At 37.8% G+C, this 24,915-nt stretch carries 26 protein-coding genes; 24 read left to right on the forward strand and 2 right to left on the reverse strand.

The features are described 5' to 3' along the window. The first annotated feature begins 30 nt into the window (after positions 1 to 30). The 6 genes from PLX19_RS01340 (at position 31) to PLX19_RS01365 (ending at position 5,872) form a co-directional block, all read left to right on the forward strand. Complete coding sequence (locus PLX19_RS01340) at positions 31 to 1,176, forward strand: cysteine desulfurase family protein (RefSeq protein WP_272186718.1); 1,146 nt, start codon at positions 31 to 33, stop codon at positions 1,174 to 1,176. 16 nt (positions 1,177 to 1,192) lie between these two features. After that, entirely contained in the window at positions 1,193 to 2,308 is a 1,116-nt protein-coding gene (gene mnmA / locus PLX19_RS01345) for a tRNA 2-thiouridine(34) synthase MnmA (protein ID WP_272186719.1), read from the forward strand. Between the two features lie 115 nt (positions 2,309 to 2,423). Next, entirely contained in the window at positions 2,424 to 3,080 is a 657-nt protein-coding gene (locus PLX19_RS01350; RefSeq protein WP_272186720.1) for a tetratricopeptide repeat protein, read from the forward strand. Positions 3,081 to 3,098: 18 nt separating this feature from the next. Beyond that, on the forward strand, positions 3,099 to 5,429 hold the full coding sequence (gene recD2, locus PLX19_RS01355) for an SF1B family DNA helicase RecD2 (protein ID WP_272186721.1): 2,331 nt from the start codon (positions 3,099 to 3,101) through the stop codon (positions 5,427 to 5,429). Positions 5,430 to 5,537: 108 nt separating this feature from the next. Further along, positions 5,538 to 5,726, forward strand: coding sequence for a hypothetical protein (locus PLX19_RS01360; protein WP_035434183.1), 189 nt, complete (start codon positions 5,538 to 5,540; stop codon positions 5,724 to 5,726). Positions 5,727 to 5,743: 17 nt separating this feature from the next. Then, the gene (locus tag PLX19_RS01365; protein WP_272186722.1) at positions 5,744 to 5,872 is read left to right on the forward strand and encodes a YrzQ family protein; all 129 of its coding nucleotides are present in this window, start codon (positions 5,744 to 5,746) and stop codon (positions 5,870 to 5,872) included. 101 nt (positions 5,873 to 5,973) lie between these two features. On the opposite strand, the gene PLX19_RS01370 is transcribed toward PLX19_RS01365, so the two are convergent. Continuing rightward, a complete protein-coding gene (locus PLX19_RS01370) occupies positions 5,974 to 6,189 on the reverse strand; it encodes a hypothetical protein (RefSeq protein ID WP_272186723.1) in 216 nt (71 codons plus the stop codon). A 196-nt stretch (positions 6,190 to 6,385) separates the two neighbouring features. Here PLX19_RS01370 and PLX19_RS01375 point away from each other — a divergent pair, with 196 nt between their 5' ends. From PLX19_RS01375 to PLX19_RS01440, 14 genes are all read left to right on the forward strand, one after another. Beyond that, positions 6,386 to 7,462: an AI-2E family transporter gene (locus PLX19_RS01375; RefSeq protein WP_272186994.1), complete on the forward strand. Its 1,077-nt coding sequence runs from the start codon at positions 6,386 to 6,388 to the stop codon at positions 7,460 to 7,462. A gap of 368 nt (positions 7,463 to 7,830) precedes the next feature. Beyond that, positions 7,831 to 10,473 carry an alanine--tRNA ligase gene (alaS, locus tag PLX19_RS01380; protein WP_272186724.1) on the forward strand — a complete coding sequence of 881 codons (2,643 nt, stop codon included), beginning with the start codon at positions 7,831 to 7,833 and terminating at the stop codon, positions 10,471 to 10,473. A 72-nt stretch (positions 10,474 to 10,545) separates the two neighbouring features. Further along, entirely contained in the window at positions 10,546 to 10,812 is a 267-nt protein-coding gene (locus tag PLX19_RS01385) for an IreB family regulatory phosphoprotein (protein WP_035434175.1), read from the forward strand. A 3-nt stretch (positions 10,813 to 10,815) separates the two neighbouring features. After that, the gene (gene ruvX / locus PLX19_RS01390; protein ID WP_272186725.1) at positions 10,816 to 11,229 is read left to right on the forward strand and encodes a Holliday junction resolvase RuvX; all 414 of its coding nucleotides are present in this window, start codon (positions 10,816 to 10,818) and stop codon (positions 11,227 to 11,229) included. A gap of 12 nt (positions 11,230 to 11,241) precedes the next feature. After that, entirely contained in the window at positions 11,242 to 11,526 is a 285-nt protein-coding gene (locus tag PLX19_RS01395; RefSeq protein ID WP_272186726.1) for a DUF1292 domain-containing protein, read from the forward strand. A gap of 299 nt (positions 11,527 to 11,825) precedes the next feature. Then, positions 11,826 to 12,278 carry a hypothetical protein gene (locus tag PLX19_RS01400; RefSeq protein WP_272186727.1) on the forward strand — a complete coding sequence of 151 codons (453 nt, stop codon included), beginning with the start codon at positions 11,826 to 11,828 and terminating at the stop codon, positions 12,276 to 12,278. A gap of 208 nt (positions 12,279 to 12,486) precedes the next feature. Further along, entirely contained in the window at positions 12,487 to 13,557 is a 1,071-nt protein-coding gene (gene mltG / locus PLX19_RS01405) for an endolytic transglycosylase MltG (protein ID WP_272186728.1), read from the forward strand. Positions 13,558 to 13,754: 197 nt separating this feature from the next. Further along, positions 13,755 to 14,402 carry an O-methyltransferase gene (locus tag PLX19_RS01410; RefSeq protein WP_272186729.1) on the forward strand — a complete coding sequence of 216 codons (648 nt, stop codon included), beginning with the start codon at positions 13,755 to 13,757 and terminating at the stop codon, positions 14,400 to 14,402. Positions 14,403 to 14,408: 6 nt separating this feature from the next. After that, a complete protein-coding gene (locus PLX19_RS01415) occupies positions 14,409 to 15,338 on the forward strand; it encodes a peptidase U32 family protein (protein ID WP_272186730.1) in 930 nt (309 codons plus the stop codon). Between the two features lie 17 nt (positions 15,339 to 15,355). Further along, positions 15,356 to 16,636 (forward strand): peptidase U32 family protein, encoded by a 1,281-nt coding sequence (locus PLX19_RS01420; RefSeq protein WP_272186731.1) that lies wholly within the window; start codon positions 15,356 to 15,358, stop codon positions 16,634 to 16,636. A gap of 17 nt (positions 16,637 to 16,653) precedes the next feature. Beyond that, positions 16,654 to 17,292 (forward strand): uridine kinase, encoded by a 639-nt coding sequence (udk, locus tag PLX19_RS01425; RefSeq protein ID WP_272186733.1) that lies wholly within the window; start codon positions 16,654 to 16,656, stop codon positions 17,290 to 17,292. 282 nt (positions 17,293 to 17,574) lie between these two features. Next, the gene (greA, locus tag PLX19_RS01430; RefSeq protein ID WP_020060861.1) at positions 17,575 to 18,051 is read left to right on the forward strand and encodes a transcription elongation factor GreA; all 477 of its coding nucleotides are present in this window, start codon (positions 17,575 to 17,577) and stop codon (positions 18,049 to 18,051) included. A gap of 322 nt (positions 18,052 to 18,373) precedes the next feature. Continuing rightward, a complete protein-coding gene (locus PLX19_RS01435) occupies positions 18,374 to 20,122 on the forward strand; it encodes a penicillin-binding transpeptidase domain-containing protein (protein ID WP_272186734.1) in 1,749 nt (582 codons plus the stop codon). Positions 20,123 to 20,231: 109 nt separating this feature from the next. Beyond that, the gene (locus PLX19_RS01440; RefSeq protein ID WP_272186995.1) at positions 20,232 to 20,855 is read left to right on the forward strand and encodes a YrrS family protein; all 624 of its coding nucleotides are present in this window, start codon (positions 20,232 to 20,234) and stop codon (positions 20,853 to 20,855) included. Between the two features lie 33 nt (positions 20,856 to 20,888). Here PLX19_RS01440 and PLX19_RS01445 read toward each other — a convergent pair whose 3' ends face one another. Next, entirely contained in the window at positions 20,889 to 21,104 is a 216-nt protein-coding gene (locus tag PLX19_RS01445; protein ID WP_272186735.1) for a YrzA family protein, read from the reverse strand. Between the two features lie 137 nt (positions 21,105 to 21,241). Between PLX19_RS01445 and PLX19_RS01450 the strand changes: the two genes are divergently transcribed. The 4 genes from PLX19_RS01450 to PLX19_RS01465 all read left to right on the forward strand — a co-directional run bounded on the left by PLX19_RS01450 (position 21,242) and on the right by PLX19_RS01465 (position 24,871). Next, positions 21,242 to 21,880, forward strand: coding sequence for a class I SAM-dependent DNA methyltransferase (locus PLX19_RS01450; protein ID WP_272186736.1), 639 nt, complete (start codon positions 21,242 to 21,244; stop codon positions 21,878 to 21,880). 14 nt (positions 21,881 to 21,894) lie between these two features. Beyond that, on the forward strand, positions 21,895 to 22,590 hold the full coding sequence (mtnN, locus tag PLX19_RS01455; protein ID WP_272186737.1) for a 5'-methylthioadenosine/S-adenosylhomocysteine nucleosidase: 696 nt from the start codon (positions 21,895 to 21,897) through the stop codon (positions 22,588 to 22,590). A gap of 85 nt (positions 22,591 to 22,675) precedes the next feature. Continuing rightward, complete coding sequence (locus PLX19_RS01460; protein ID WP_272186738.1) at positions 22,676 to 23,599, forward strand: O-acetylserine dependent cystathionine beta-synthase; 924 nt, start codon at positions 22,676 to 22,678, stop codon at positions 23,597 to 23,599. 138 nt (positions 23,600 to 23,737) lie between these two features. Then, positions 23,738 to 24,871, forward strand: a complete 1,134-nt coding sequence (locus PLX19_RS01465) for a bifunctional cystathionine gamma-lyase/homocysteine desulfhydrase (RefSeq protein ID WP_272186739.1) — start codon at positions 23,738 to 23,740, stop codon at positions 24,869 to 24,871. Positions 24,872 to 24,915: the final 44 nt, after the last annotated feature.

Genomic DNA, 24,915 nt, shown 5'->3' on the forward strand with positions numbered 1-24,915 from the left:
TGTGTAACGATTTGGAAAGAAGGAGATATGATGGAACGCATTTATTTAGATCACGCTGCGACATCTCCGGCTCACCCAGAAGTAGTCGAAAAGATGATTCCATATATGACAGAAGTATTTGGTAACCCGTCAAGCATCCATTTCTTTGGGCGCCAAGGGCGTCATGCAGTAGATGAAGCAAGACGTGCGTGCGCGCGCAGTATTCATGCAAATCCAAATGAAATTATTTTTACAAGCGGCGGTACAGAGGCTGATAATTTAGCCCTTCTTGGTGTAGCTCGTGCGAATCGTAAGAAAGGAAATCATATTATTACGACAACAATTGAGCATCATGCGATTTTGCATACGTGTAATGTGTTAGAACGAGAAGGGTTTGAAGTGACGTATTTACCTGTTGATAAAACAGGGCGTATTCACATTTCAGATTTGCAAGCAGCGTTAACAGAGCAAACGATTCTTGTGTCTATTATGTTTGGAAATAATGAAGTTGGTACAGTACAGCCGATTGCAGAAATCGGAGCTCTATTAAAAGAACATAGTGCTTATTTTCATACAGACGCAGTACAAGCATACGGCTTAACAACAATTGATGTGAAAGAGCTTGGTATTGATCTCTTGTCAATTTCTGGACATAAAATTAATGGTCCAAAGGGTGTGGGCTTTTTATATGCAGGGCAGCATGTAAAGTTTGAACCGCTGTTAACAGGCGGAGAGCAAGAACGAAAACGCCGTGCTGGTACAGAGAATGTGCCAGGAATTGTTGGACTTTGGCAAGCTATTTTGTTAGCAGAACAAACTCGTGAGCAAAAAATTGCCCAATACAATGGATTTAAAGATATAATGATATCTGTCTTTAAAGACGAAGGCATTACTTTCGAGGTAAACGGAAACTTAGAGCATAGCTTACCACATGTATTAAATGTAAGTTTTATAGGAATGCATATTGAGTCATTTTTAATGAATTTAGATTTAGCGGGAGTTGCAGTTTCAAGCGGATCTGCTTGTACAGCAGGCTCGATTGATCCGTCACATGTACTTGTAGCGATGTTCGGAAAAGAATCCGATAAAATACGTTCATCCGTACGTTTTAGCTTCGGGCTTGGGAATACGAAAGAACAGGTCGAAAAAGCAACGTACGAAACAGTGAAGATCGTGAAGCGATTAACACAAAATTAATATAGGAGGTGACCTGATGAACAAACTACCTCACGAAACGCGCGTTGTCATCGGGATGTCTGGTGGCGTCGATTCATCTGTAGCAGCAATGTTATTAAAGAAACAAGGCTATGATGTAATCGGAATCTTTATGAAAAACTGGGATGATACAGACGAAAATGGTGTATGTACAGCGACAGAAGACTATAACGATGTCATTGAAGTATGTAACCAAATTGGAATCCCATATTATGCAGTCAATTTTGAAAAACAATATTGGGATAAGGTATTTACGTACTTTTTAGATGAGTACCGCGCTGGTCGTACACCGAACCCAGATGTAATGTGTAATAAAGAAATTAAATTTAAAGCATTTTTAGAACATGCGATGGCGCTTGGTGCAGATTATGTAGCGACAGGACACTATGCGCGCGTAGCGTATATGGATGGGGAATATAAAATGCTGCGCGGCGTTGATGATAATAAAGACCAAACATATTTCTTAAATCAACTAGGTCAAGAACAATTATCAAAAACAATGTTCCCACTTGGGGAGTTAAAGAAGCCGCAAATTCGTGAAATGGCGAAAGAAGCTGGTTTAGCAACAGCGGCGAAAAAAGATAGCACAGGCATTTGCTTTATCGGCGAGCGTAACTTTAAAGACTTTTTAAGCAACTACTTGCCAGCACAGCCAGGTCAGATGCAAACATTATCTGGTGAAGTGAAAGGGAAACATGACGGGTTAATGTATTATACAATTGGACAACGTCATGGCCTTGGTATTGGCGGCAATGGTGATCCATGGTTTGCTGTTGGGAAGAACTTGAAAGAAAACATTTTATATGTAGAACAAGGATTCCATAATGAACTGTTATATGGTGATGAAGTATTTGCCACAAATGTAAGTTGGGTAAGCGATAAGCCGAAAGAAAAAGAATTTACATGTACAGCGAAATTCCGCTATCGTCAAGCAGATAACGGTGTAAAGGTTCAAATCGTTGATGAGAATACCATTCGCATTCTTTGTGATGAACCAATTCGCGCAATTACGCCAGGACAAGCAGTTGTTTTCTATGATGGAGATGAGTGCTTGGGCGGTGCGACAATTGATGACGTATACTGTAATGGTAAGAAACTGGATTATTTAGGATAAGAAAGAAGAACCTCTGCCTTGTATTGGTCAGAGGTTTCTTTTTAGATAAAAGCGAATTTTCGTTCGCTCGGAAAATAGATTCTTTGTTATAATTTGTTGTAGAGGTGAAGGATACATGTCAAATAAACTGGAAATAGGTATTCAATATATGCAAGAAGGAAACTGGGAAGAAGCCGCAAAGAATTTTACTGAGGCGATTGAGGAAAATCCAAAAGATGCACTTGGTTATATTAACTTTGCAAATTTACTAGATGTATTAGGAGATAGTGAGCGCGCGATTGCCTTTTATAAACGTGCGATTGAATTAGATGAGGAATCTGCTACAGCATACTATGGATTAGGAAATATATATTATCAGCAAGAACGTTTTGCAGAGGCAAAAGAAGCGTTTGAGAAGGCGATGCAAGCAGGACTGCAGACAGGAGATGTGTCGTTTATGCTTGGCATTACATATGTGCAGCTTGGAAATGACCGTTTAGCGCTGCCATTTTTACAACGTACTACTGAATTAGATGAAAATGACGTTGAAGCCATTTTCCAATGCGGATTATGCTTAGCACGGCTAGAACATGTAAAAGAAGCAAAACCTTATTTTGAAAAAGTTGTAGCACTTGATGAAGAACATGCGGATGCATATTACAACTTAGGTGTTGCATATGCGTTTGAAGAAAATCGTGAGAAGGCACTTGCGATGTTTAAGAAAGCTGTAGCGATTCAGCCAGATCACTTTTTAGCTGGTAATGGTATTCGTTTATTAGAGCAAGACGCATAAAATGGAAGGAGGGGTAAAATGGGAAATCAACATGCGATGGATTTGTTTGAGGAAGAGCAAAAGTTTATAAAAGCACAAGTTCTTCATACCATTTTCCACAACGAAGAAAACCTCTATTCCGTTGTCAGTATGAAAATTATTGAAACGAATGAAACATATGACGAAAAAAAGGTCATGATAACAGGTCATTTTCCCCGAATGCATGAAGATGAAGTGTTTACACTAACGGGTCATTTTAAAGATCATCCAAAGTACGGGAAACAATATCATATTGAAACGTTTAAAAAAGAATTACCGCAAACAAAAACAGGAATGGTGCAATATTTAGCGAGCGATTTATTTAAAGGAATCGGGAAACGAACAGCGGAAAAGATTGTTGATCATCTTGGTGAACATGCGATTTCGAAAATTATGGATGATCCCGCAGCTTTGGACGGGATTGTAAATAAACAAAAAGCACAAGAAATATACGAAACGATTATTGAACATCAAGGTCTTGAAAAAGTGATGAGCTTTCTAAATGGTTATGGGTTTGGAACGAAGCTTTCTATTAAAATTTACCAACAGTATAAGGAAATGACACTTGAAGTCATCCGCAATAATCCGTATCAACTGATTGAAGAAGTAGATGGTATTGGGTTTGGACGAGCTGATGATATTGGCCGCGCGCTTGGCATCTCTGGTAATCATGCCGATCGTGTACGAGCAGGATGCTTTTATACATTAGAGCACGTTTCGCTGCAAGAAGGTCATGTGTATATGAATAGAGCACAGTTAGTGCAGCAAACGATGGAGTTATTAAATAACCAGGAAGCGGCTGTTGCAGAAGAAGATGTTTTGCAATGTGCGGAAATGATGCAAGGAGAAGGGAAAATTATTATAGAAGATGAGCGTGTATATTTAGCCTCCTTGTACTATTCTGAAAAAGGTGTTGTAGCCTCCATCAATCGTTTACTTGGCCAAGAAGAACTTCCTTCCTTTCCTGAATCGGAGCTGTTGTTAACGCTTGGGAAAATTGAAGAGCAGTTCGGCGTGCAATACGCACCGCTTCAGCAAGAGGGTATTCAAACAGCTCTTCATAAGCCACTGATGATTTTAACAGGTGGACCTGGTACTGGAAAGACGACTGTTATTAAAGGGATTGTTGAAATGTATGCTTCTCTTCATGGGTTATCATTAGACCCGAAGGATTATAGTGATGAAAATCCGTTCCCGATTTTATTAACAGCACCGACCGGAAGAGCAGCAAAGCGTATGAGTGAATCAACAGGATTGCCTGCTTGTACGATTCATCGTCTGCTTGGATGGACACCGGAAGGGGCATTTCAACGTAATGAGCACGATCCTGTTAAAGGGAAATTACTCATTATTGATGAATTTTCTATGGTTGATATTTGGCTTGCGAATCAATTATTCAAGTCATTGCCATCTAGTATTCAAGTCATCATCGTTGGAGATGAAGATCAATTGCCATCCGTTGGTCCTGGACAAGTGTTGAAAGATTTATTAGAATCCAGCGTTATTCCGACAGTAAAGCTTACGGAAATTTATAGACAAGCAGAAGGTTCATCTGTTATTCAGCTTGCTCATGCGATTAAAAAAGGTGCATTACCTTCTGATGTAACGCAAAACAAGCAAGATCGTTCGTTTATTGCTTGCACAGGTACGCAAATTGTTGATGTTGTGAAAAAAGTATGTGAAAACGCAAAAACAAAAGGATTTAGTGCGCGTGATGTACAAGTGCTAGCTCCGATGTACAAAGGGCCAGCAGGTATTAATACATTAAATGAAGCGTTGCAAGAAGTATTTAATCCGAAAAAAGAAAAAAGAAAAGAGATTGCATATGGCGAAGTTGTATACAGGACTGGAGATAAGGTGCTTCAACTTGTCAATCAACCGGAAAGTCAAGTGTTTAACGGTGATATTGGTGAGATTGTGTCGGTGTTTTATGCGAAAGAAAACGTGGAACAACAAGATATGGTTGTTGTATCTTTTGACGGTATCGAAGTGACCTATACAAAGGCAGATTTAAATCAAATTACACATGCGTATTGTTGTTCAATCCATAAATCACAAGGAAGCGAATTTCCAATTGTAATCATGCCTGTTGTGAAAAGTTATTATCGTATGCTGCGCCGCAATTTAATTTACACAGGGATTACACGCAGTAAAAAGTTTTTAATTATTTGCGGGGAAGAATCAGCGTTTCAATCTGGTGTAAATCGCCTTGATGATGCACTCCGGCAAACGACATTATGCAATCGCCTGCAAGGAAAGACCGAAGTGACTGAGGTAATGACTGAGGAAGGTCTCGATGTGGAAAACATTTCACCGTATGATTTTATGTAGCAAGGTGAAATTATATAGTGTAATGCAGTTCTTCTCATGTATAAACATATACAGTTTGGACATAATGGCGTAATAGAATACGGGAGATTGTAAGGAGATGAACGTCATATGTTCAGTTGTCCAAACTGTAAAGGAAAAGATATTGGGAAAATCGGTGTGAATCAATATTATTGTTGGAACTGCTTTATTGAATTATCGATTTCAAAGGGGAAAATTCATACACATCAAGTCGAAGAAGACGGTTCATTAAGTTCGTTAGATGATTTATTTGATGATAATGAACGGACAATCGGCTAATAAGGAGAGTGTTAACTTTGAAATTGCGCTCATCATTAATAGCGTTAGGTGTAGGAGCAGCGGCATATCAATATGCACGTAAGCAAGATGTATTTTCAAAACGAAATATGAAAAAAGCACGTAAAATGCTGAAGTCTTACTTATAAATTACATTATGTATGTGAAAGGCTCCCTAATTTTGGGGAGCTTTTATTATATCTAGCGATTCATCCCCCGCCTCAAGCGCGAAACGGTAGGTGGGGGTAGTTCAATATGTACTTGTATAGAGATAAAACAGTCCGATTTGGGAGAAGAGATGAGAAAGTCCGTAGCAACCGAGTCCTAAAATGCCATAGTGCCAAAGATGCCTGGCACGTTCTTGATTTGAAGAGGGAATGAAGAATCCCTTCCAAATGCCAAAACCAATACATACCCACTCTAATAGCATACAAAGTGTAGAAAGACCCAGCATTAACCATACCATTGTATTCCCTCCTAACTTTGTGGAACAAATTGGGATATTGTTGCTTATTCATACGTAATATCGCATGAAATTGTAATCGTTATAAGTATATGTATTTTTCTACAAAACAGTAAGAATCCCTACAAAAATATTGCAACGCGGCAATGTTTTTTATTTTTTTACACATAACCTTCTTTATTTCTTTTCAAACTAAGAAATAGAGGAGGTTTTTCTGTTGAAGAATCTTAAAATTATTTGGATTTATCGATTGGGTTTATTATTGCTGATTTTTTTGTGTTTACTTGTCTTTTTGAAAATTAAGCCGCTATGGGCACCAATTTTGTTTGTACTCAAGGTTGCTGTTACACCATTTCTCATCGCTTGCTTTATTGCCTATTTGCTGCATCCGCTTATTGAAAAATTACATGAAAAAGGTGTGCCGCGCACACTTGCCATTTTACTCATTTACATTCTTTTCTTTGGCGGTCTTGGATATGGTGTGTATAAAGGAACACCAGCCATTGTTGCACAGCTCCAAGAAATGAACGAACAATTCCCGCAATTTGTAAATATGTATGAATCGTGGACGGATGGAGTAAGAGAGCAAACTGAAAATTTTCCTGAGTTCGTGAATGAGAAAGTGAAGCAAATGTTTGCGGGGGTTGAAGGGAAGATACAAGCGCTGTTAAATAAAGTAATGGGTACAGCAAGAGGAATACTTGATTCCCTTCTTATCATTTTCTTAATTCCATTTATCGTATTTTATATATTAAAAGACTACGGAGAGTTTTATCATATTTTTTGGAAGCTTATACCGGCTAAGTGGCGGAAGGATGGACAACAGTTAGCAAAAGAAATTGATAAGTCTCTTGGAAATTATATTCGCGGTCAATTATTTGTTTGTTTAATTTTAGGAGGGGTTTCTGCACTAGCTTTTTGGTTTATTGGGATGAAATATCCACTGCTTTTAGGAATTATTGTTGGGGTTACTGATATTATCCCATATTTTGGCCCTATTTTAGGAGCGATTCCAACATTAATGATTGCTGCAACAGTATCGATGAATTTAGTTATTAAGGCTGGCATCGCGCTTGCGATTTTGCAATTTGTTGAGAGTAATATACTATCTCCGTATATTGTAGGAAGATCGCTACGGATGCACCCAGTTGTTATTATGTTTGCATTGCTTGTTGGTGGAGAAGTTGGCGGCATTATTGGGCTTTTATTATCCGTGCCGCTTTTAGCAGTTCTTCGTACGATTATTGTACACACTAAGCCGTTTTGGAAACATTGACAAATGGAAATGGATTCGCTACAATTTGGGCATATAGTATATGATAAATTGATGACGGAACGAGTATGTTACAGTCCATTTTGCAGAGAGAGGCTTCCTTAGGCTGTAAGAAGCTTCAGATGAAGGGTAACAGAACGCTATTCCTGAGAGCAGCTAATCCCTGCCGTCTTGCCACGTTACGGCAACTTGAGGTGATGAAATATATGCATATGATATACGATATGCAATCTAGCTGTCGTGTCTAAAAGTGAGACACATCCGCTTTTTATTTCATAATCAGGGTGGTAACGCGAGTCAACTCTCGTCCCTGCTATAGGGGACGGGAGTTTTTTGTTTTCTAATTGATTTTAATGAAGGAGGAAATACATATGAAACACTTAACAGGCGCACAAATTCGTCAAATGTTTTTAGATTTTTTCCAGGAAAAAGGACATGCAGTAGAACCAAGTGCATCATTAGTTCCACATGAAGATCCATCTCTTTTATGGATTAACAGTGGTGTTGCAACATTAAAAAAATATTTTGATGGCCGCGTAATTCCGCAAAACCCACGCATTACAAATGCGCAAAAATCAATTCGTACAAACGATATTGAAAACGTAGGGAAAACAGCTCGTCACCATACATTCTTTGAAATGTTAGGGAATTTCTCAATTGGTGATTACTTCAAAGAAGAAGCAATTACATGGGCTTGGGAGTTTTTAACAAGCGAAAAATGGATTGGTTTCGATAAGGAATTACTATCTGTTACGATTCATCCAGAAGACGAAGAAGCATTTACGATTTGGCATGAAAAAATGGGCGTGCCAAAAGAGCGCATTATTCGTTTAGAAGAAAACTTCTGGGATATCGGTGAAGGCCCAAGTGGACCAAATACAGAAATTTTCTACGACCGCGGAGAAGCTTATGGCAATGATTTTAGTGACCCAGAGTTATATCCAGGCGGAGAAAACGAGCGTTATTTAGAAGTATGGAACCTTGTATTCTCACAATTTAACCATAACCCAGACGGTACGTACACGCCGCTTCCAAAGAAAAATATTGATACAGGGATGGGTCTTGAGCGTATGGCGTCAGTTGTACAAAACGTGCCAACGAACTTTGACACTGATTTATTTATGCCAATTATCGGCGCAACAGAAGCAATTTCTGGTGAAAAATATCGTGCTGGTAATCAAGAACAAGACACAGCATTTAAAGTAATTGCTGACCATATTCGTACAGTAACGTTTGCTGTTGGGGACGGAGCGCTTCCTTCTAACGAAGGCCGCGGTTATGTATTACGTCGTTTATTACGCCGTGCTGTACGTTATGCGAAGAAATTAAATATTAATCGTCCATTTATGTACGAATTAGTACCAGTAGTTGGGGAAGTAATGAAAGATTTCTACCCAGAAGTTCTAGAAAAGAAAGATTTCATTGCACGCGTTGTGAAAAATGAAGAGGAACGTTTCCATGAAACACTTCATGACGGTGAAACAATTTTAGCTGAAGTAATCGGTAAAGCAAAAGAGGCAAAATCAACGGTTATTTCTGGTGAAGATGCATTCCGTCTATATGACACATACGGATTCCCAATTGAGTTAACAGAAGAATATGCAGAAGAAGCTGGCATGACAGTTGATCATGAAGGTTTTGAAGCAGAGATGGAAAAACAACGTGAGCGTGCACGTGCAGCTCGTCAAGATGTTGATTCTATGCAAGTACAAGGCGGGGTTCTTGGTGAAATTAAAGTAGCAAGCGAATTTGTTGGTTACAATACTGTTGGAACAGAAAGTAACGTTGTTGCACTTGTGAAGAATGGTGAGTTCACAGACAGCCTACAAGCAGGTGAAGAAGGACAATTAATGTTAGATGCAACACCATTCTATGCTGAGAGCGGTGGTCAAATTGCTGACCGTGGTTATCTTCTTGCTGATGGCGTAAAGGTACTTGTAAAAGATGTACAAAAAGCGCCTAATGGTCAAAATTTACACAAAGTAGTTGTAGAAGAAGGAACATTAACGAAAGATGCAGCAGTAAAAACGTTAATCGATACGAAAAACCGTGCAGCAATCGTGAAAAACCATACAGCAACTCACCTTCTGCATCAAGCATTAAAAGATATCCTTGGCGGACACGTAAACCAAGCGGGATCTCTTGTCACATCAGAGCGTTTACGTTTTGATTTCTCTCACTTTGGTCAAGTGCAAGCAGATGAACTTGAAAAAATTGAGCGTATTGTAAACGAGAAAATTTGGGAAAGTATCACAGTAGACATTTCTCAAAAAGCAATTGAAGAAGCAAAAGAGATGGGTGCAATGGCACTGTTTGGTGAAAAATACGGGGATGTAGTACGTGTTGTACAAGTAGGCGATTATAGTTTAGAGCTTTGCGGCGGTTGTCACGTAGATAATACGGCATCTATCGGTATTTTCAAAATTGTTGCTGAATCTGGTATTGGAGCAGGAACGCGCCGTATTGAGGCAGTAACAGGGAAATCGGCATATGAACTAATGAATGAACAAGTAGGTTTATTAAAAGAAGCAGCAAATAAAATGAAAACAAACCCGAAAGACATTTTAACTAGAGTAGATGGCTTATTTGCTGAAGTAAAACAATTGCAAAAAGAAAATGAATCTCTTGCAGCAAAACTAAGCAACATTGAAGCTGGTAATTTAACAGATGCAGTGCGTACAATTGATGGTGTAAATGTACTTGCGACGAAAGTAAATGTTGCAGATATGAATAATTTACGTACGATGATGGATGATTTAAAGAATAAGTTACAATCTGCAGTTATCGTGCTTACAGCTGTTAGTGATGATAAAGTTAACATTCTTGCTGGCGTAACAAAAGATTTGATCGAGCAAGGATACCATGCTGGTAAACTTGTAAAAGAAGTGGCATCTCGCTGCGGCGGTGGCGGCGGTGGTCGTCCCGATATGGCACAAGCTGGTGGTAAAAATCCAGCACAAGTAGAAGATGCACTTGCATTTGTAGAAGAGTACGTTAAATCTGTTTCAAAATAAAGAGATAGTAGTGTACAATATAGGGAGAAGGGATATCTTTCTCTCTATATTTAGTAAAGTGAGGTGCTTAAAATGGACGGATTCGATAAAACGATGAAGTTTAACTTCCAAGAAGAAAAACAAAATGTCCATGTCAATGACGTACTATTAACTGTGTATGATGCACTTCAAGAAAAAGGGTATAATCCAATTAATCAAATCGTCGGTTATTTATTAAGCGGTGATCCGGCATACATACCTCGTCATAAAGATGCTCGCAATATTATTCGTAAGCTAGAACGTGATGAATTGATTGAGGAGCTTGTTAAGTCTTACTTGAAACATCATCGTGAGGAGTAGTTTATGCGTATATTAGGTTTAGATGTTGGTACAAAAACAGTCGGCGTTGCAATAAGCGATGAGATGGGCTGGACAGCACAAGGTTTAGAAACGATTAAAATTAATGAAGAAAGAGGCGAATTTGGTTTTAATCGTATTTCTGAATTAGTAAAACAGTACAATGTGGACAAGATAGTAGTAGGATTGCCAAAGAACATGAATGGTACAATCGGTCCGCGTGGCGAGGCTTGTCAGCAATTTGCAGAAAATTTGCATGAACTCGTGCAATTAGAAGTTGTACTGTGGGATGAACGTCTGTCAACAATGGCAGCGGAGCGCTTGCTCATTTCAGCAGATGTAAGTCGGAAAAAACGAAAGCAAGTCATTGATAAGATGGCGGCTGTCGTAATTTTACAAGGATATTTAGATAGTAAATAAGAGGTGACCATAATGGAAGAAAATCAAATTACAATTGTTGACGAAAAAGGTAACGAACATCTATGTGAAATTATTTTCACTTTTGATGCTGACAAATTTGGTAAAAAATCTTACGTAGTATTCTCACCAATCGGTGAAGTTGACGAAGATGGCGATCCAATTTATGATGCAATGGCTTTCGAGCAAAACGAAGATGAGTCTGGTGGTACATTACTTCCAATCGAATCAGAAGAAGAGTGGGAAATGGTACAAGAAATGTTTAACACTCTTGCTGAAGAAGAAGGCGAAGAAGAGTAATATGGTAAGTAAACAAACTGATTTCATATTGAAATCAGTTTGTTTACTATATAAGGTACTTATATATGCCAATTAAAAATCTGACGTTAAAATCTCCTTTCTTTTTAGTGGGGAGAGAGCATCCGGCCATGCATAGAAGCGGTCCTACCACATGCGATGTTGAAAACAAAGGGAGAAAGCAAGTAGCGGATATGTTTTATTCTGCATAGCAGTAACTTAGGTGACGGAAAATTAAAATGTATTTAGTGAATATTTTAAATATCTATTTATTTGGATTTATCGAAAAGAGGGTTATTCATATGAAATGGAATGAAATAAAGGGAACGAAAGATATAGAAACATTTCTTGAAATATTTGGTCATTTTCATGATAGCTGTTTAAAAGAATTATACATGTGGACAGAAAGTTATGTAAGTGAAGAGCTATCTATGGCAGTATCAACTGAACTTGATACAAATGTAAGAATACTTTTTCAAAGACAGTTCGATAATCCATCAGCGGTTGAATTAGTATTTGAAGGTGTAACGCAATTTCATATCATTCCAAGTCCGGTAAATTATGATTCAATTATTTATGATGCTACGCTTCTCTTACAAGATGATATGTTTTACTGGGCAAATGCGTATGACTGGAAATTAGAGGATGAGAATTCCAAAGATGTAAGTTGGATCGCAGCTAAAGTTGTGAAGTGGCGTGATGTAAGTTCTTGGATGGGAGAGCAAATGAGATATGGTGTGCTTGAAGACTGTTAATCATTTTTTGTTCGTAAACTGAAATCATATTTATACAATAAATGAAAGATTTTTTGTCGAAAGCATACGATTATTTGTAGTATAATGATACAGATTGTAGAAAAAAGGGAAACATGTCTACGGATAGACATGTTTTTTAATATTCCTTAGATTTTGTATAGGGTAAACCAGTGCAGTCTATAATGGGGAGTAAGGAGGAAGTACGGTAGTGAATCAAAGGAAAACAAAGAAACTAAGACGAGTGATTGCAATCATTTTCATCACGTTGCTTGTTGTATGCGGCGGCGTATATGCGTATGTTACATCAGCTTTAAAACCACTAAATACAGCAAGTAAACAGGAAATTGAGGTGGAAATTCCAAAAAGTTCTTCTACAAGTAAGATTGGAGAAATTTTGGAAGATAAAGGAATTGTAAAAAACGGGACTATATTTAGTTTTTATGCAAAAATGAAATCCAAAAATTTACAAGCTGGTACATATTTATTAAACTCATCGATGAATGTAGAAGAAATAATGGGACAAATGTCATCAGGTAATGTGCATCGTCCAGTTGCTTATAAAGTGACAGTTAAAGAAGGCGCACAAGTTGTTGAAATCGCAGATACAATTGCAAAGGAATTGAAGTGGAATAAAGAAGATGTTGTTCGCCAACTAAACGATAAAGCATTTGTACAAAAACTACAGAAGAAATATCCGGTTTTATTAACAGATAAAATTTATGATGCAAATATTAAATACCCATTGGAAGGATATTTATATCCAGCAACATATCCTTTTTATAAAAAGGATGTAACGTTAGAAGAAATTATTATTCCGATGTTAGAGAAAACAAACAAGCTCATTGTTGAAAATGAACAGAAGATGAAAGAAAAAAATTGGGATGTTCATCAATTATTAACCTTATCTTCACTTATTGAAGAAGAAGCAACTGGTTATACAGATCGTCAAAAAATAGCAAGCGTGTTCTATAATCGCTTAGCGAAAGGAATGCCTTTGCAAACAGATCCAACAGTGCTATACGCATTAGGTAAGCATAAAGAACGTGTATTATACAATGATTTAAAAGTAAACTCTCCGTATAATACATACGTTATAAAGGGGTTACCAGTTGGACCAATTTCGAATTCTAGTGTAAAATCAGTACAGGCAGCACTTGAACCTGAAAAGACAGATTACTATTATTTCTTGGCGGCACCAGATGGTCAAGTGTACTACGCGAAGACATTAGAAGAACATAATGCGTTAAAACAAAAGTATATTACACAAAAGCAATCGTAAATTTTTTGAGGGAAGCGAGAAAAATTCGCATATCCCTCTTTTTTATGATAAAATATAGCGGGTTAAAAACTGGTAGAAGAATCGTTTTTAATACAGAAACGGGATGTACAAGCTAAGGATAGAGCAGGCTTGTATTTTTCTTTCCATATAGAGACAATATTCTTTTTTACTTCTCCATGCGATAAGGAGGACTATCTATGGAGCAACAAGATGTAGTTAGTGAATATTTGCTGTCTTTTATCGATCCAAAAGATGAGCTCATTCTTGAAATCGAACAGTATGCATGTGAGCAACATGTACCAATTATGGATCGTCTTGGCATGGAATTTATGTTGCAATTTTTGCGTTTAATTGGGCCAAAGAGCATATTAGAACTTGGTACAGCAATTGGATATTCTAGTATTCGCATGATGCAAGCTATTCCAAATTCACGTATTGTGACAGTAGAACGAAACGCAGATCGATACGAAAAAGCACTTGAATATATAAATCGTTCCCCAGTAAAAGAGCGCATTTCTGTTATTTATGGAGATGCTTTAGAAACAGGGGATCAAGTAAAGGAATATGGCACATTTGATGTTATTTTTATTGATGCAGCAAAAGGACAATATCGCCGCTTTTTTGATATCTATGAGCCGTTATTAAATCCTGGCGGTGTCATTATTTCAGATAATGTACTATATCACGGCCTTGTGACGACAAAGGAACACATTGAAAATAGACGTACACGCGGTTTAATTAGACGAATTAAAACGTATAACGAGTGGCTCATGAATCATGAAGGGTATGATACAACCATTTTCCCAATTGGTGACGGAGTAGCAGTGAGTAAAAAGAGAGGGTGACAGGCAATGAAAAAACCTGAATTGTTAGTAACGCCAAAAACAGTGGCAGATATCGAACCACTTGCAAAAGCAGGCGCAGATGCAGTGATGATTGGTGAGCAAGAGTTTGGCTTACGTTTAGCAGGCGAATTTTCTCGCGAAGATGTAAAAGAAGCGGTAGCAATTGCACATGAAAACAATATGAAAGTATATGTCGCAATGAATGCGCTGTTCCACAATGAGAAAGTAGAGGCTTTAAAAGATTACGTTTCATTTTTACAAGAAGTAAACGTAGATGCGGTTGTATTTGGAGACCCAGCTGTATTAATGACGGTGCGTGAAGTTGCCCCAAATATGAAAATGCATTGGAATACAGAAACAACAGCAACGAACTGGTTTACATGTAATTACTGGGGACGTAAAGGTGCAAAACGTGCTGTGTTAGCTCGTGAATTAAGCTTAGATGCAATTGTTGAGCTAAAAGAACATGCAGAAGTAGAAATAGAAGTACAAATTCACGGTATGACATGTATGTTCCAGTCGAAGCGTTCTTTAGTAGGAAACTACTTCGAGTATCAAGGTCGTGAAATGGAAATCGAGAAGAAGAAATACGAAGAAAACATGTTCTTGCATGATGCAGAGCGTAACAATAAATACCCAATTTATGAAGATGAAAACGGTACGCACATTATGAGCCCAAATGACATTTGCTTCATCGACGAGTTAGAAGAGTTAATTGATGCAGAAATTGATAGTTTAAAAATTGAGGGTGTATTAAAAAGCTCTGAGTATATCATTGAAGTGACAAAGAAATATCGTAAGGCGATTGATTTATGTGTAGAAAATCGCGACGCATATTACGATGTGAAAGACGACTTATATAAAGAGATTGAGGAATTACAACCAGTAAATCGTCCGTTAGATACAGGGTTCTTCTTTAAAGAAACGGTTTATTAAAATAGGAGGTAACGCATATGAGTTTTCAAGAAATTTCACGCGTCATTGACGGAAAGCGTGTTATTGTAAAAAAACCTGAGCTATTAATGCCCGCAGGAAACCTAGAAAAATTAAAAATAGCTATTCATTACGGCGCAGATGCTGTATTTTTAGGAGGACAAGAATTTGGTCTTCGTTCGAATGCAGGAAACTTCACGTTAGAAGACATGGCTGAAGGCGTTGAATTTGCAAAGAAATATGGTGCGAAAATATATGTAACAACAAATATCTTTGCTCATAATGAAAACATGGATGGGCTAGAAGAATATTTAAGAGGGATTGAAAAAGCAGGTGTAACAGGTATAATCGTTGCAGACCCTCTTATCATCGAAACATGTAAGCGCGTAGCTCCTTCTGTGGAAATTCATTTAAGTACACAGCAATCATTATCAAACTGGAAAGCGTCCCAGTATTGGAAAGAAGAAGGATTGCACCGCCTTGTACTTGCTCGTGAAGTAAGCTATGAAGAAATGAAAGAAATTAAAGAAAAAGTTGATATTGAAATTGAAGCATTTATTCATGGTGCGATGTGCATTGCTTATTCTGGAAGATGTACATTAAGTAATCATATGACAGCGCGTGACTCCAACCGCGGTGGTTGCTGTCAGTCCTGCCGCTGGGACTATGATTTAATTCAAACAGTATCGCAACATAAAGAAGCACAAGAACTTTCTCTTTTCCAGGAAGAGGATGCTCCGTTTGCAATGAGTCCAAAAGACTTAAACCTTATCTTATCAATTCCGAAGATGATTGAAATCGGAATTGACAGCTTGAAAGTTGAAGGGCGCATGAAATCTATTCACTATATTGCAACTGTAGCAACTGTATACCGTAAAGTAATTGATACGTACTGTGCAGATCCAGACAACTTTGAATTTAAGCAAGAATGGTTAGAAGAGCTTGATAAATGCGCGAATCGTGATACAGCTCCTGCATTCTTCGAGGGAGTTCCAGGGCACTTAGAACAAATGTATGGAAATCATAGTAAGAAAACAACGTATGATTTTGCTGGTTTAGTGTTAGATTATAATGAAGAAACAGGCATTGCGACAGTAGAGCAACGTAACTACTTCAAGCCAGGTCAGGAAGTTGAGTTCTTTGGACCGGAAATTGAAAACTTTACACAAACGGTGGAAAAAATTTGGGATGAGGATGGAAACGAATTAGATGCAGCGAGACATCCGTTGCAAATCGTGAAATTCAAAGTGGATCGACCAGTGTATGTGAACAACATGATGCGAAAAAGCATAATTCAATAAGAAAGAGTGGTAGTTGAATGGGGACGAACAAGCCTGTTGTAATTGGAATTGCTGGTGGTTCAGGATCAGGTAAAACAAGTGTAACAAAAGCAATTTTTGATCAATTTCAAGGTCATTCCATTTTAATTTTGGAGCAAGATTATTATTACAAAGATCAAAGCCATTTGCCAATGGAAGAGCGCTTAAAAACAAATTATGATCATCCATTAGCATTTGATAATGACTTACTAATTGAGCATTTACATCAGTTGCTTTCATATAAGGCGGTTGAAAAACCTGTATATGATTATACATTGCATACACGCTCAGAAGAAATTATTCCAGTAGAGCCGAAAGATGTAATTATTTTAGAAGGGATTCTAATTTTAGAAGACCCGCGTCTTTGTGATTTAATGGACATTAAAGTGTTTGTTGATACAGATGCTGACCTTCGCATCTTACGTCGTATGCAGCGTGACATTAAAGAACGTGGTCGTACGATGGACTCTGTTATTGAACAATATGTAAATGTTGTGCGTCCAATGCACAATCAATTTATTGAGCCTTCTAAGAAATTTGCGGATATTATTATCCCAGAAGGTGGACAAAATCATGTTGCAATCGATATTATGGTCACAAAAATCGCGACAATTCTTGAAGAAAAAGTGAATTTGTAATAGCATAGTAAAAGATGTTCGATAGGAAGGGATTTTCTCCCTTTTTATCGAATACAATGAAACATGCAAACCTCACCCATATCTAGGTGAGGGCATATTTATATTAGCTTTCCATACATATCTTTTTGATATAAGGAAGAATTAAGGAAATACGGGGTTGTATGTGACAACTCCGCTAGTGCTGCCTGTACTAGAAACCTCCGCTATTTTATAGGGCGGGGGAGTTTTCATATGGAACTCCTCTTTTTTTCGGGGGATCGGTATATAAAAGGAGTGGAAAACATGGCAACAGAAAAAACATACCCTATGACACTTGAGGGAAAACAAAAATTAGAACATGAGCTTGAGCAATTAAAAACAGTAAGACGTAAAGAAGTTGTAGAACGTATTAAAATTGCGCGCAGTTTTGGTGATCTTTCTGAGAACTCTGAGTACGATGCAGCAAAAGATGAGCAAGCATTTGTAGAAGGGCGTATTACACAACTTGAAAATATGATTCGCAATGCAGTTATTATTGAAGATAACGGTGAAGAATCTACAGTTGTAACGTTAGGTAAAACTGTAATATTTAAGGAATTACCAGATGGAGAAGAAGAAGCATATACAATCGTTGGTAGTGCAGAAGCAGATCCATTTGAAGGTAGAATTTCTAACGATTCTCCAATCGCAAAAAGCTTACTAGGAAAGCAAATTGGCGAAAAAGTTGCAATTCAAACACCAGGTGGAGAAATGCAAGTAGAGATCGTCTCTGTAAAATAATAAAAAAGGTTCGCTCTTTTGAGTGAACCTTTTTTATTTTCCTCACATTAACGGTCCCACATTTCAAGATTCACAGTGTCAAGTCTTATATCAAATTGTCCATAATAGTGTGTGTAGTCAATAAAGTGAAACTTTAATCAGTGGGGGTTTTCTTCATCCCCTACCTATCTTCTTCGCTTCTCTCTCAATCTTGAGGTGGAGGTCTTACTGCTCACGAATAGCAGGATAAAAACTATACAAGAAAAATTTAAACTCTAATAATAGTTTGTTTTGTATAAAAGGAATGACACCTCGTCTAAACTGAAAAGACGAGGTGTTTTTTATGAAAATCAAGCGGAGAATAATTATCATCTTATTATTTTTTATGTCCATTATATTATTACTAATTGGTAGGTTAGTGCAAATACAGCTTATAGCTACTGAGTCATTTACAAATAGACATATTAATTTAATAGAACAGAGTGTTAAGCAACGTACCCAAGCAGTCACAGTGGACGATGGCAGGGGACATTTTATTGATCGAAATGGAGAAAGTATTGGAGAAGAAAGATATCCAGTTTTACTTGTCTTTCCATTTTTACAAATAAGCAATGATATGTTAGAGAAAATAGCCCATATAATTGGTGTAACTCGCAAAGATATTCAAGTACAGATGAAAAGTAGAAGTAAACCATTTATATTTCAAAAAGATGATCGTCCATTTCCATTAACAAAAGAGCAAATGGAAATGGTGAACCGTACTAGTATGTTAGGTATGGTAGCAACTGAAGTAAGAATGCAACGAAGCCGAGAAGCAGAGCACTTGATAGGTGTAGTCGGAGAAAATGAGAAAGAATATAAAAAGCGCTATGAGAAATTAAAAAAGTTATCTAGCGAAACCCCAATCGGTATTTCTGGATTACAGCAGTCATTTGATGAGTTTTTAATGACTGACGGTGAAACGAAAGTGCTGTATCAAATAGATGGACAAGGGGAGCCGATTTTGGGAGAACGTGCGAAATATACAGCGCCTGGAAACCCCTTTTATCCAGTTACGGTTCAAACAACATTAGACAAATGGTTGCAGCTAAAAGCAGAAGAGCTTGTGAAAAAGCATGGATTACAAAAGGGTGGAATAGTATTATTGGATGTCCAAACGAGTGAAATTGTAGCAATGGTGAGTAAACCATCATTACATACAAATAGCAAGGAAGCTTATAAGCAGGGGGCGAGTAATCAAATGCTTATCCCTCATTTTCCTGGATCTGTTTTTAAAACAGTTATTGCAGCAGCTGCTATTGAAGAAGAAATACTTACAGCAAAGCGAAGGTTCGATTGTAATATGGACCTTTATGGAGAAGGGGAAGCCGACCGATTGATGGGAAAGCTATCGTTTACAGAGAGCTTTGTGCGCAGTTGTAATCGTACGTTTGCAGAGCTTGGACGCGAATTGTTACAAAAAGATAAAATGGTGATTGAGAAGTATGTCGAAGCGTTAGGAGCGTCTAAAAGTGTTGGATGGGAAGGAAATGTTTTTCATACGACTTCATTTCGACAGCTTGTAGAGGAGAAAGAGGGAACGATTTGGCGTGATGAAAGAGATAAAAGCGTCCGAAAAGCAATTGCACAGACGGCAATCGGTCAAAAGGACGTCCGCTTATCACCGCTAGCTGTTGCGAATATGATGGCAACCATTGCAAGGGGCGGTGAAAAGAAAGAGATTAAAGCTGTTCGGGACATTACATATAAAAATGGAACGAAAGTATTTCGTTTTGAAGATCATGTATTACATGGGAAAACACTGAAAAGAAATACGATTAAGAAAGTACAGCAATTGTTAAGAAGTGTTGTAACGGCACCGAATGGTACAGGATATGTGTATCAATCATTACCATTTACAATAGCGGGAAAATCAGGAACTGCACAAACAGGGAAAGGGAATGATGAAAATCGTTGGTTTGCTGGTTATTTTCCGTATGAAAATCCTCGGTATGCGTTAGTTGTCGTGGATTTAGAAACGAATAGGAAAGACAATGTGGTAACACGCATTTTTACTGATTATGTGAAGGCGATTGCTAAGAGGGAACAATAGCGAAAGTGATAAGAAATATTTTCATTTTGAGAAAAAGTGGTCCTACTCCTTCAACCTTTGGGCATTTGATGTTACAATAACAAGTATGAAAATTGTCATGGAGGTTTGAATAATGGCAGGAACTAGATTTCAACAAAAACAACAAAGGCGTCGCCAAAATGGTATATTGAATATTGCAATTGGTATCGTGTTATTAGCGGTAGTAATTGTAGCATATCAACTATTCTTTACTTCTGATAATACAGAGCAGGCTGCTTCTAGTGATAAAAAAGTAACGCAGCAAACTGAAAAAGAAAAAGAAGCCGTGAAAAAGAAAGAGAAAGAAGAAGCAAAAGCAGCGGAACAAAAGAAAAAAGAAGAAGAAGCTAAGAAGAAAGAGGAAGAAGAAGCGAAAGCAAAAGAGAACGAAAAAGTATCCGCAGAGAAAACAATTCCACAAGCGAAAGAAGCATATACAAAACCAGCTTGGAAACCAGTTGGTACTGAGCAGGGGCAATCACCTGCAATGACATTCCAGAAAGGAAGCGTTGACTGGAATGAGATGAATAAAGCGATTGCTTATGCAATTGATATCCCAGTGGAACAGTTGGTAATTCAACGTATTGGAAATAACGGAAAACAGAAAGCATACGGCAGAGTAACAGATAAACAAACAGGAAACAAATATAATGTAAATATTGATTGGGTAGAGAATGAGGGCTGGAAACCAACGCTTGTTCAAACCCTGAACTAAAAAGGAGAGAGGTGATAAAGCCTCTCTCTTTTTTTAGCGTGATTTTTTCAATTTAAAGTGAACAACAGCGCTATAATATGGTCGTTTGCTTTCAGGATCCATCATCATTTGATACGAAACGTGATGCACCTCTAACATCAGTGCCTTATTATTATCAACTTGTTCATTAACTTTCTTTTCTAGCAATGCTAAGCTAGCTGCCTCAAAAAACTCAACTTTATCTTCTATCATTTCGAATGTAAACGACATGAAGAACACCTCTTTCTGCATGTTCATAGTATAGTTTATCAAAGAAAACTAAGAAATACCATGTGCATTTTTGTTGACTTTTTGACGGATCAGGAATATTATACTGATAAATCCGATAAGAAAAAGGGGGATTTTCTATGGGGACAGAATTTAATGAACTATTTGATCAATGGGCTCATACGTACGATTCTTTCGTACAGGGCGAAGATATACAATATAAAGAAGTTTTCGCTCATTATGAGGAGATTTTAGAGGATGTTGTAAATAAATCTTTTGGTAATGTTTTAGAGTTTGGTGTTGGTACCGGCAACTTAACAAATAGATTATTAGCTGCTGGTCGCACTGTTTACGGGATAGAGCCATCAAAAGAAATGCGTACGATTGCCAAGCAGAAGCTTCCGAAAGAAGTATCGATTACAGAAGGTGATTTTTTGAACTTTGTCACTCCTTCGCATGTGGATACAATCGTCAGCACATATGCGTTTCACCACTTGCTTGATGAAGAAAAAAATGTAGCAATTGCGAAGTATAGTCAATTGCTAAACAAAGGTGGTAAAATAGTGTTTGCTGACACGATATTTGTAGATCAGGAAGCATATGATAAAACTATTGAGGTTGCACAGCAGCGAGGGTTTTATGAGCTAGCAAATGATCTACAAACGGAATATTATACGCGTATTCCAGTCATGCAATCTATTTTTGAAAACAATGGCTTTCATGTCTCATTTACTCGCATGAATCATTATGTTTGGGTAATGGAGGCAACGAAGCAATAGAAAGAGGGATTAGATTGAGAATTGCTGTAATTGGAGCAATGGAAGAAGAAGTACGTATTTTACGTGACAAGTTAGAACAAGCGGAAACAGAAACAGTTGCGGGTTGTGAATTTACGAAAGGTACATTAGCAGGACATGAAGTAATCTTGTTGAAATCTGGTATTGGTAAAGTAAATGCAGCGATGTCCACGACGATTTTATTAGAACGTTATCAGCCGGAAAAAATTATTAATACAGGTTCAGCTGGTGGATTCCATCATTCTTTAAACGTGGGCGATGTTGTCATTTCAACAGAAGTTCGTCATCATGACGTAGATGTAACAGCATTTAACTATGAATACGGTCAAGTACCAGGAATGCCAGCAGGATTTCCAGCTGATGAAGAACTTGTTGCATTAGCTGAAAAATGTATGCAAACAGCAGAAGGAATTCAAGTTGTTAAAGGTATGATCGCAACAGGTGATTCTTTCATGAGCGATCCAAACCGCGTTTCATTTATTCGTGAGAAGTTTACTGATCTGTATGCAGTAGAAATGGAAGCTGCGGCAGTTGCACAAGTATGTTATCAATATCAAGTGCCATTTGTTATCATTCGTGCACTTTCTGATATTGCTGGTAAAGAATCAGATGTTTCGTTCGAGCAGTTTTTAGATCAAGCAGCTCTTCATTCTACAAACTTTATCGTAAAGGTATTAGAAGAATTAAAGTAATGTAGCAAAAAGGCAACTGTTTCATATAAAGAAAATACATACAGTTGCCTTTTTCTTTTGAGGGGTTAGGTAAGGAGGAAATACGATGAAAGTGTATCGCAGTATTCACGACCTAATCGGACATACACCACTCGTTGAGATTACGCGCTTTTTACTTCCAGAAGGTGTTCGGATTTTTGCAAAGCTTGAATTTTTCAATCCAGGCGGCAGTGTGAAAGATCGATTAGGGCGAGAATTAATTGAGGATGCTCTTGCCAAAGGGCTTGTAAAGCCAGGGGGAACCATTATTGAACCGACTGCTGGCAATACAGGAATCGGACTGGCACTGGCAGCACTTGAGCATGATTTACAGGTTATCGTTTGCGTTCCAAAAAAATTTAGTATTGAAAAACAAGAACTTATGAAGGCTCTTGGTGCAACAATTGTTCATACACCAACGTCACAAGGAATGACAGGTGCTATTGCAAAAGCAGAAGAACTTCTAAAAGAAATTCCAAATTCGTATTCTCCATGTCAATTTGCAAATGAAGCAAATCCACGTGCATACTATAAAACATTAGGGCCTGAACTGTGGGAGGCACTAGATGGGCATATTGATATATTTGTCGCTGGTGCTGGAACAGGCGGAACATTTATGGGAACAGCATCATATTTGAAAGAGCAAAATCAACAAATTAAAACAGTCATTGTTGAACCAGAAGGCTCTATTTTAAATGGGGGCGAAGCCGGTTCTCATGAGACAGAAGGAATTGGGCTTGAGTTTATACCACCATTTCTTATTCCAACATATTTTGATGCCATTCATACGATTTCAGATCGTGATGCGTTTTCACTTGTGAAACAACTGGCGCAAAAGGAAGGGCTCCTCGTTGGCAGTTCTTCGGGAGCAGCACTACATGCAAGCTTATTAGAAGCTGAGAAAGCAAAGCCAGGAACAAATATTGTAACTATTTTTCCAGATAGCAGCGAACGTTATTTGAGTAAGAACATATACAAAGGATGGGAATAAAATGAGAACAAAAGCAAAGTTAATTCAAGGTATTCACATCGGATAACGTAACTAAGATAGGAACAAATATTGTAACCATTTTTCCAGATAGCAGTGAATGCTATTTGAGTAAGGATATATACAAAGGATGGGAATAAAATGAGAACAAAAACAAAATTAATTCATGGTATTCATATCGGAGAACCTTCAACTGGAGCTGTAACCGTACCGATTTATCAAACGAGTACGTACAAACAAGAAGGTGTAGGAAATCATAAGGGATATGAATATTCACGTACAGGAAATCCAACTCGTTCAGCTCTTGAAGAAACAATTGCTGTTCTTGAAAATGGTTATGCGGGATTTGCATTCGGATCAGGCATGGCAGCAATTACAGCAGTAATGATGCTTTTCTCTAAAGGAGATCACGTTGTTTTAACTGATGATGTGTACGGCGGAACGTACCGCGTCATGTCAAAAGTATTAAATCGCTTTGGGATTGCACATACATTTGCTGATACAACAAACTTAGAAGAAGTAAAAGCAGCGCTTCTTCCAAACACAAAAGCAATTTATGTTGAAACACCGACAAACCCGCTTTTAAAAATTACGGATATTAAACAAATTGCAGCACTTGCTAAAGAACAAGGTTTATTAACAATTGTTGATAATACATTTATGACACCGTATTGGCAAACACCAATCTCTCTTGGTGCAGACATTGTACTTCATAGTGCAACAAAATATTTAGGCGGTCATAGCGATGTTGTTGCTGGGGTAGTAGCTGTAAATAGTGCAGAGTTAGCAGAAGATCTTCACTTTGTACAAAATTCAACAGGTGGTATTTTAGGACCACAGGATAGCTTTTTATTACTACGTGGCTTAAAAACATTAGGAGTGCGTATGGAGGAGCATGAAGTAAATGCGCGTGCAATTGCTGAGTTTTTACAAAATCATCCGAAAGTAAATAAAGTGTATTATCCAGGGCTTAGCACTCACCATAACCACAACTTAGCAGCAGAACAAGCAAAGGGATTCGGTGCAATTATTTCATTTGATGTGGATAGTCAAGAAACATTAAACACTGTACTTGAGAAGGTACAATACTTTACACTTGCTGAAAGCTTAGGAGCAGTAGAAAGCTTAATTTCTATTCCTTCGCAAATGACGCACGCTTCTATTCCAGCAGAACGCCGTGCAGAGCTAGGAATTACAGATACATTAATTCGTATTTCAGTGGGAATTGAGGACGGGGAAGATTTAATTGAAGATTTAGCACGAGCGTTAGCATAAGGGAACAAGCACTACGAAATAAAGTAGTGCTTGTGCTATATAAT

Origin of the sequence: Bacillus sp. BP-3 (assembly GCF_028401955.1) — a bacterium.
In the GTDB taxonomy this organism is placed as follows: domain Bacteria; phylum Bacillota; class Bacilli; order Bacillales; family Bacillaceae_G; genus Bacillus_A.